Consider the following 7746-nt stretch of genomic DNA (forward strand, 5'->3'; position numbering starts at 1 on the left):
AGCCTCACCAGGTCACCGGGAGGGATTCGGGCCCGCGGATCAAGGCTCCCTTGTGGAAGGCGACCTGGTCCGGCGGCACCGCCAGCCTCAGGCCCGGTATCCGGTCCAGCAGGGCGTCCATCAGCAGTTCCTCCTCGAGTCGGGCCAGCATGCCGCCGGGGCAGTAGTGCGGGCCGAAGCCGAACGCCAGGTGCGCGTTGGGGTCGCGGGAGAAGTCGACGGTGTCGGGGTCGGGGAAGACGGCCGGGTCGCGGTTGGCGGCCAGGTACGAGACGTAGACCGGGTCGCCGGCGCGGATGCGGACACCGCCGATGTCCACGTCCCGCAGGGCGATGCGGGACAGGCCGACCGCGTTGCGGTGCGGGATCCAGCGCAGCAGTTCGTCGATCGCCCGGGGCCGCAGCTCCGGCTCGGCGCGCAGCCGCTCCCGCAGGCCGGGGCGGGTCAGCAGCAGGTAGAACATCTGCCCGCTGTTGTTGGTGACCGCCTCGCCGCCGATCTGAAGCAGGACGGCGAGACCGACCGCCTCCGCCGACGTCACCTCACCCCGGGCCACGGCGGCGCCGAGGAGCGAGGTGACGTCCTCGCCGGCGCTGTTCCCGCGTCCGGCGATCAGGTCGGCGAAACACGCGCTCATCTCCCGCTTGGCCCGCTCGCTGACCTCCTTGCCGTGCGCGGCGGAAAGGATCAGCTGGGTCCAGGTGTGCATGCGGTGCCGGTCGCCCGGCGGGACGCCCATCAGCTCGCAGATCACCGCGATCGGGAACGGGGCGAGGACCGCCGCCGTCAGGTCCGCGGGCGGGCCGCCCCGGAGCAGGTCGTCGACCAGCTCCGCCAGCAGGGCGCGGGCCCGGGCGCGGACCCGCTCGACCCCCTTCGCCGTGAAGGCGGCGGCGACCGTGCGGCGCAGCCGGGTGTGGTCGGGCGGGTCGAGGAAGCCGACCCCGTCCCGGTCGGGGATGAAGTGCGGGGCGAGCCGGGTGACCTGCCGGTCCATGACCGCGGCCCGGCTGAAGCAGGGGTCGTTGGTCACCCTGCGTACGTCGTCGTACCGGGTGACCAGCCAGGCCCAGCCCTCGCCGTGGGGCAGCTGGACCCGGGTGACCGGGCCCTCGGTCATCAGCTCCGCCAGCACCGGGTCGAACTCCGTGCCGGTGAGGTCGAGCGCCGGCCAGTGCCGGACCGGGGGCCGGGTCTCGGCGAGCGTGGTCTGCTCGGTCATCGGGTGGCCCCGTCGGCGCCGGCCCAGCGGCCCACCGTCATCTCGGCGGTGATGCCGGGGCCGAAGCCGGCGAGCAGTCCACGGGCGCGGTCGGCGGCACCGCCCTCGTCGAACAGCCGGCGCAGCGCGTCCAGGACGACGGCGCTGGCTATGTTGCCGTACTCGGTGAGCGTGGCCCGGCTGAACCGGAAGGCGTGCGGGTCGACCTGCAGGAACGTGCTGAGGTCGTCGAGGATGCGGGGGCCGCCCGCGTGGATGATGTAGAAGTCCAGGTCGGACGCGTCCCAGCCGTGGCTGCCCGCGAGGTCCTTCAGCGCCGGGGCGAGCGGCTCCATCGTCGTCGGCACCCGCTTGTCGAGCAGGAAGTGGAAGCCGGTGGCCCGGACGTCGTAGGCGATCCAGTCCTCCGTCTTCGGGATCAGGTACGAGCCGTTGCGCTCCAGCCGGACACCCGTACCGCCCTTCCCGCGCACCACCGCCGCGGCGATGCCGTCGCCGAACAGGCCGTTGGAGAGCAGCGAGCCGATGCCGAGGTCGGTGGGCTGGTAGCACAGCGAGCAGAACTCGCAGGCCACGATCAGCGCGTTCGCGTGCGGGTAGGCCGAGCAGAAGTCGTGCGCCCGGTTGATCGCCGCACCGCCGGCCGCGCAGCCCAGCTGGGCGATCGGGAGCTGGCGGGTGGTGCTGTCGAAGTCCATCTCGTTGATCAGCCACGCCGTGAGCGAGGGCATCATGAAGCCCGTGCACGACACGTAGATGATCACGTCTATGTCGCTGGTCAGCAGCTCCGCGTCGTCCAGCGCGCGCTGGATCACCGCCGGGACGCGGGCCTTGGCCTCGGCCTCGTAGAGCTTGTTGCGCTCCTCGAAACCCGGATGCTTCAGCGTCTCCTCGATGGGCTGCACGATGTGCCGCGTCCTGACGCCGGTGTTCTCGATCAGCCTCAGGGCGAGTGGCAGTTGAGGGTGGTCCGCGTGACGGGAACGCGCCAGCTCCAGCGTCTCCTCCATCGTGATCACGTGCTCCGGGACCGACACCGAGGGTCTGCACAAAGTCGCCATGAACCGTCCCTGCTTTCCGCTGTCGGAAGGTGGTCCACACCTCTTGGGTTGCTCCACCCACCGTCACCCGGGAGGACGACGATCTCGCGCTGGATTACTCCGAATCGGGGACCCCGGCGTCCGGCTCGCGGGGCGTTTCATGCCGCCGGACGTGGGAAAACAGGGGAACGATCGTTACGGCGCCCCACTGCTGTGCGCGATGCAGGCGACGTCGATGCGGTCGGCCAGTTTCGCCAGCTCGATGGTCAGCGCGGCGACCGTGTCCTCGTCCAGCACCTGCTCCCCGGCCTCGACCAGGTGCAGCCATCGCGCACCCACGGTCCGCAACAACTTACTCACGTCGGCCGCGGCCACCTGCAAGGTACCGCGGTCGTCGACGATCAGAGGCAGGGTCACTTCGCGGTTCACAAAACGGGATGGTAGCCGCGTGGCGCTCACGCACCCTGCCAAACCGTGGTGATGTTGCAGAACTCCCGGATTCCGTGCCCGGACAGCTCACGCCCGTACCCGGACCGCTTCACCCCGCCGAACGGGAACGCCGGATGCGAGGCGGTCATCCCGTTGACATACACGGAGCCGGCCTCCAGGTCCCGCGCGAACCGCTCCACCTCGTTCCCGTCGCGCGTCCACACGTTCGAACTCAGCCCGAACGGCGTGTCGTTGGCGATCAGGACGGCCTCGTCCAGGTCGTCCGCCCGGTACAGCGTGGCGACCGGCCCGAACGCCTCCTCGCGGTGGATGCGCATCTCCCGGGTGATGCCGGACAGGACGGTCGGCGGGTAGTACCAGCCGGGACCGTCCGGCCGCTGTCCGCCGCACAGCACCTCGGCCCCGCTGCGCCGGGCGTCGTCCACCAGCTCCTCCAGGTCGGTCCTGCCCCGCTCGCTGGCGAGCGGCCCGATCTCGGTGTCCTCCGCCAGCGGGTCGCCGATCCGGAGCGCCCGCATGCCCGCGACGAACTTCTCGGCGAAGGCGTCGTAGACGTCGGTGTGCACGATGAACCGTTTGGCGGCGATGCAGGACTGCCCGTTGTTCTGCACCCGCGCGGTCACGGCGACCTCGGCCGCGCGGTCGACGTCGGCGGAGGGCATGACGACGTAGGGGTCGCTGCCGCCCAGCTCCAGCACCGTCTTCTTGATCATCTGCCCGGCGGTGGAGGCGACCGCCCGGCCCGCGGGCTCGCTGCCGGTCAGGGTGGCCGCCTTCACGCGCTCGTCGCGCAGGATGTCGTCCACCGCGCCCGAGCCGATCAGCAGCGTCTGGAAACAGCCCTCCGGGAAGCCGGCCCGGTGGAACAGGTCCTCCAGGTACAGGGCGGTCTGCGGGACGTTGGAGGCGTGCTTGAGCAGGCCCACGTTGCCCGCCATGAGCGCGGGCGCGGCGAACCGGATCACCTGCCACAGCGGGAAGTTCCAGGGCATCACGGCGAGGACCGGGCCCAGCGGCCGGTAGCGGACCCGGACCCGCGCGGCCCCGGAGTCGCGCACGTCGGCCTCGGGCGGCTCCTCGTCCGCCAGCAGCCCCTCGGCGCGCTCGGCGTACCAGCGCATCGCCTTCGCACACTTCGCGGCCTCCGCGCGGGCCTGCGTGACCGGCTTGCCCATTTCCGTGGTCATGACCCGGCCGATCTCCTCCCGGTCCTCGTCCAGCAGGTCGGCGGCCCTCTTCAGCAGCCGGGCGCGGTCGGCGAACGAGGTCGCCCGGTACGTGCGGAAGGTGGCCTCGGCGAGTTCGAGCCGGCGTTCCAGCTCGTCCTCGTCCATGGGCTCGTACGTCTTGAGCGTCTCGCCGTTCGCCGGATTCACCGTCGCGATGGGCATGGCTGGCCTCCCTGGGAGCGGGCTTGTCTCGACCTTCGCGCGCGGCCCCGCAAGTCGCAACGCGACGGGCTCCCGGGGCGGTTTCCCCCGGTGGTCCCGGAGCGCCCGGGCCCGGGCCCGTCGTCAGCCCGAGTGCTCCGCCAGCCGGTCGAGAAACGCCGCCTGCGCCGTGATGATCACCTCACGCGCCCGGTCCAGACCGAACCACGCCACCCGGTCCAGCTCCGGGAACTCCTGCCTGCGGCCGGACCGCGGCGGCCACTCCATCGTGAAGGTCCCCGGGGTGATCGCCCGCGGGTCGAGGTCCGCCGCGACCGCCCAGGCCGTGACGATCTTGCCGTTGCGCTGCACGACCTCGCCCAGCGGTACGGCCTCCCCGTCGGGCGGCGCCACCCCCAGCTCCTCCCGGAACTCCCGCCGGGCCGCCTCCCAGGCCGGCTCCTCCGGCTCGTACTCGCCCTTAGGTACCGTCCAGGCCCCCGCGTCCTTCTTCGCCCAGAGCGGGCCGCCCATGTGCCCGAGCAGTACCTCCAGCCCGTCAGCTGTGTGCCGGAACAGCAGCAGTCCCGCGCTGCGCTTCGTCGTCCGCACCGTCACGGCGTGACCTCCGGGTGAGCCGCCAGCAGGGCCTCCACGGTATCGGCCTCCTCGGGCCGCTTGTCCTCGCGGTAGCGGACCACGCGGGCGAAGCGGAGGGTGACCCCGGCCGGGTAGCGGGAGGAGCGCTGGAGGCCGTCGTAGGCGATCTCCACGACGAGTTCGGGACGGACCCGGACCACCCAGCCGTCGTCCCCGACCGCCAGTTCCCGGAGCCGCTCGGTCTGCCAGGCGAGCATCGCGTCGGTCATGCCCTTGAAGGTCTTGCCGAGCATCGCGTAGCCGCCGTCGCGGGTGCGGGCGCCGAGGTGCAGGTTGGACAGCCTGCCGGTGCGCCGGCCGTGGCCCCACTCGGCGGCCAGCACCACCAGGTCGAGGGTGTGCACGGGCTTGACCTTGAGCCAGGCGGCGCCGCGCCGGCCCGCGCTGTACGGCGCGTCGAGCGCCTTGACCACCACACCCTCGTGGCCGCGGGCCAGCGTCTCGGCGAGGAACCGTTCCGCCTCCGGGATGTCCCCGGGGCCCGGGACCACCGTGCGCCGCACCCGCATCGGCTCCGGCACCAGCCGGGCCAGTTCCGCGTGCCGCTCGGCGAACGGCAGGTCGAGCAGGTCGCGGCCGTCGACCGCGAGGGCGTCGAAGAAGACGGGGGAGACCGGGACCTCCTCGGCCGCCTTCGCCACGTCGGTGCGCGAGCCGACCCGGCCCGCCGTCTCCTGGAAGGACCGGGGCCGGCCCGCCGGGTCGAAGGAGATCACCTCCCCGTCCAGGATGAACCGCTCGCCCCGCAACTCCAGCGCCGCGGCCGTCACTTCCGGCAGCCGGTCGGTGATGTCGTCCAGGGTGCGGGTGTGCACCCGCACCGTGTCGCCGTCCCGGTGCACCTGCACCCGGATGCCGTCCAGCTTCTCCTCCACCGCGCAGGCACCCAGCTTCTCCACCGCCTCGGCGACCGAGGAGGCGCTGTGGGCCAGCATCGGCAGCACCGGCCGGCCGACCGTCAGCCGGAACCGTTCCAGCGCCGCGGTCCCCTCGCCGAGCAGGGCCTGAGCCACCGTCTGCAGCGAGCCCGCGAGCATCACCGCCCGCCGTACGTCCGCCGGATCCGCGCCGGTCGCCCGGGCGAGGCCCTCCACCGCGACCGCGTCCAGGGCGCCCTGCCGGACCTCGCCGGTGAGCAGGCCGAACAGGAAGCGTTGCTCCTCCTCGGTGGCCGCGCCCATCAGCTCGCCGACGAGCCGGGTCCGCTCCGCCTGGGAACCGGGCCCGGACACCTTGCCCAGCTCGCTCAGCCGGGCGTCGACCTCGCGCACGGTCAGGGACGGTTCGGCGGCCGGCGGGACCGCGCGGCCCAGCACCTTCCAGCCGACGCCGAGACGCCCCTGCGGCAGGCGTCCGGCCAGATAGGGGATGACGATCGGCACGTCGTCCGCCTCCGCGTCCCGGAACAGCTCCGCGAGCAGCGCCGTCTTGCGGGACCGCGCCGCGGTCGCGGCGACCTCCCGGGACACCTGGGCCAGCCGGGTCAGCAGCATGCCGCCATGGTGCCTCACCGCCGGGCCGGGTGCGTGGTTCTCCGTCCGGGCGCGTGGCGGCCGGCGTCCGCCGGGGCCGGCCGGGTCCGACGACCGCGGCCGCCCCCGGAGCGCCGGTCACCGCGTGGATGCGGGATTGACAAACACGCTTGCCGTTCCTGCAATGGGGGCCATGAGCACAGACGACGTACTGGCGGACGTGGGCCCGCGGCTGCGCCGCATCCGCAAGGAGCGCGGGGTGACCCTGGCAGCGCTGTCCGAGGCCACCGGCATCTCGGTGAGCACGCTCTCCCGGCTGGAGTCGGGCCTGCGCAGGCCCAGCCTCGAACTGCTGCTGCCCATCGCCCAGGTGCACCGGGTGCCGCTGGACGAGCTGGTCGGGGCGCCGCCGGTCGGGGACCCGCGGGTGCGGGTCAAGCCGGTCGAGCGCGGCGGGCGCACCTTCTGGCCGCTGACCCGCCGGCCCGGCGGCCCGCAGGCCTTCAAGGTCGTCGAACCGCAGCGCAGGCAGGAGCCCGAGCCGCGGACCCACGAGGGCTACGAGTGGCTCTACGTCCTCTCCGGACGGCTCCGTCTGGTCCTCGGCGAGCACGACGTCGTGCTGTCCGCCGGCGAGGCGGCCGAGTTCGACACGCGGGTGCCGCACTGGTTCGGTTCGACGGGGGAGGGACCGGTGGAGTTCCTGAGCCTGTTCGGTCCGCAGGGCGAGCGGATGCACGTCAGGGCGCGGCCCGCCCGCACGTGACCGACGCTACTGTTCCCTCATCGGCAAGCGACCGCTTAGTATGCCGTCGAGCCCGGTCAGACGAAGCAGTCCCGTGGAGGCCCCGCATGCAGGCATGGCAAGTGCACGAGAACGGCGAGCCGAGCGAGGTGATGCGCCTGGCGGAGGTGGAGCGACCCACCCCCGCCGACGGCCAGGTGCTGCTGCGGGTGCGCGCCGCCAATGTCAACTTCCCGGACGCCCTGCTGTGCCGGGGCGAGTACCAGGTGCGCCCGCCGCTGCCCTTCACGCCGGGCGTGGAGATCTGCGGCGAGACCGAGGACGGCCGCCGCGTGATCGCCAACCCGGCGCTGCCGTACGGCGGCTTCGCCGAGTACGCCCTCGCCGACGCGCGCGCCCTGCTGCCCGCGCCCGGGTCGCTGGACGACGCCGAGGCCGCCGCCCTGCACATCGGCTACCAGACCGGCTGGTTCGGACTGCACCGCCGGGCCCGCTTGGAGGCCGGCGAGACCCTGCTGGTGCACGCCGCCGCCGGCGGTGTGGGCAGCGCCGCCGTACAGCTCGGCAAGGCCGCCGGCGCCACGGTGATCGGGGTCGTGGGCGGCGCGGACAAGGCCGCCGTCGCCCGGCGGCTCGGCTGTGACGTGGTGGTCGACCGGCGCGCCGAGGACGTCGTCGCCGCCGTGAAGGAGGCCACCGGAGGCCGGGGCGCCGACGTGGTCTACGACCCGGTCGGAGGCACGGCCTACGCCCAGTCCGCGAAGCTGGTCGCCTTCGAGGGCCGCAT

8 protein-coding genes are annotated in these 7746 nt (G+C 73.1%); 2 read left to right on the forward strand and 6 right to left on the reverse strand.

Features of this window, described 5'->3' with window-relative positions:
* Positions 1 to 4 precede the first annotated feature (4 nt).
* From IE312_RS00840 to IE312_RS00865, 6 genes are all read right to left on the reverse strand, one after another.
* Positions 5 to 1222, reverse strand: coding sequence for a cytochrome P450 (locus IE312_RS00840; protein WP_189977295.1), 1218 nt, complete (start codon positions 1220 to 1222; stop codon positions 5 to 7).
* Positions 1219 to 2283, reverse strand: coding sequence for a type III polyketide synthase (locus tag IE312_RS00845; RefSeq protein WP_189977297.1), 1065 nt, complete (start codon positions 2281 to 2283; stop codon positions 1219 to 1221). Before IE312_RS00845 ends, IE312_RS00840 begins: the two co-directional genes overlap by 4 nt.
* 174 nt (positions 2284 to 2457) lie before the next feature.
* Positions 2458 to 2691: a DUF6213 family protein gene (locus tag IE312_RS00850; protein WP_030340034.1), complete on the reverse strand. Its 234-nt coding sequence runs from the start codon at positions 2689 to 2691 to the stop codon at positions 2458 to 2460.
* A gap of 26 nt (positions 2692 to 2717) precedes the next feature.
* On the reverse strand, positions 2718 to 4103 hold the full coding sequence (locus tag IE312_RS00855) for an NADP-dependent succinic semialdehyde dehydrogenase (RefSeq protein ID WP_189977299.1): 1386 nt from the start codon (positions 4101 to 4103) through the stop codon (positions 2718 to 2720).
* 123 nt (positions 4104 to 4226) lie between these two features.
* Positions 4227 to 4700, reverse strand: a complete 474-nt coding sequence (locus tag IE312_RS00860) for an NUDIX hydrolase (RefSeq protein ID WP_189977302.1) — start codon at positions 4698 to 4700, stop codon at positions 4227 to 4229.
* Entirely contained in the window at positions 4697 to 6235 is a 1539-nt protein-coding gene (locus IE312_RS00865; protein ID WP_189977304.1) for an ATP-dependent DNA ligase, read from the reverse strand. The genes IE312_RS00860 and IE312_RS00865 overlap by 4 nt, the downstream gene beginning before the upstream one ends.
* Positions 6236 to 6407: 172 nt before the next feature.
* On the opposite strand from IE312_RS00865, the gene IE312_RS00870 reads away from it, so the two are divergent.
* Positions 6408 to 6980, forward strand: coding sequence for a helix-turn-helix domain-containing protein (locus tag IE312_RS00870; protein WP_189977306.1), 573 nt, complete (start codon positions 6408 to 6410; stop codon positions 6978 to 6980).
* Between the two features lie 86 nt (positions 6981 to 7066).
* Positions 7067 to 7746: zinc-binding dehydrogenase (locus tag IE312_RS00875; RefSeq protein ID WP_229898815.1), on the forward strand; the 680-nt coding region annotated here is incomplete at its 3' end.

Source organism: Streptomyces capoamus (assembly GCF_014654935.1).
In the GTDB taxonomy this organism is placed as follows: domain Bacteria; phylum Actinomycetota; class Actinomycetes; order Streptomycetales; family Streptomycetaceae; genus Streptomyces; species Streptomyces capoamus.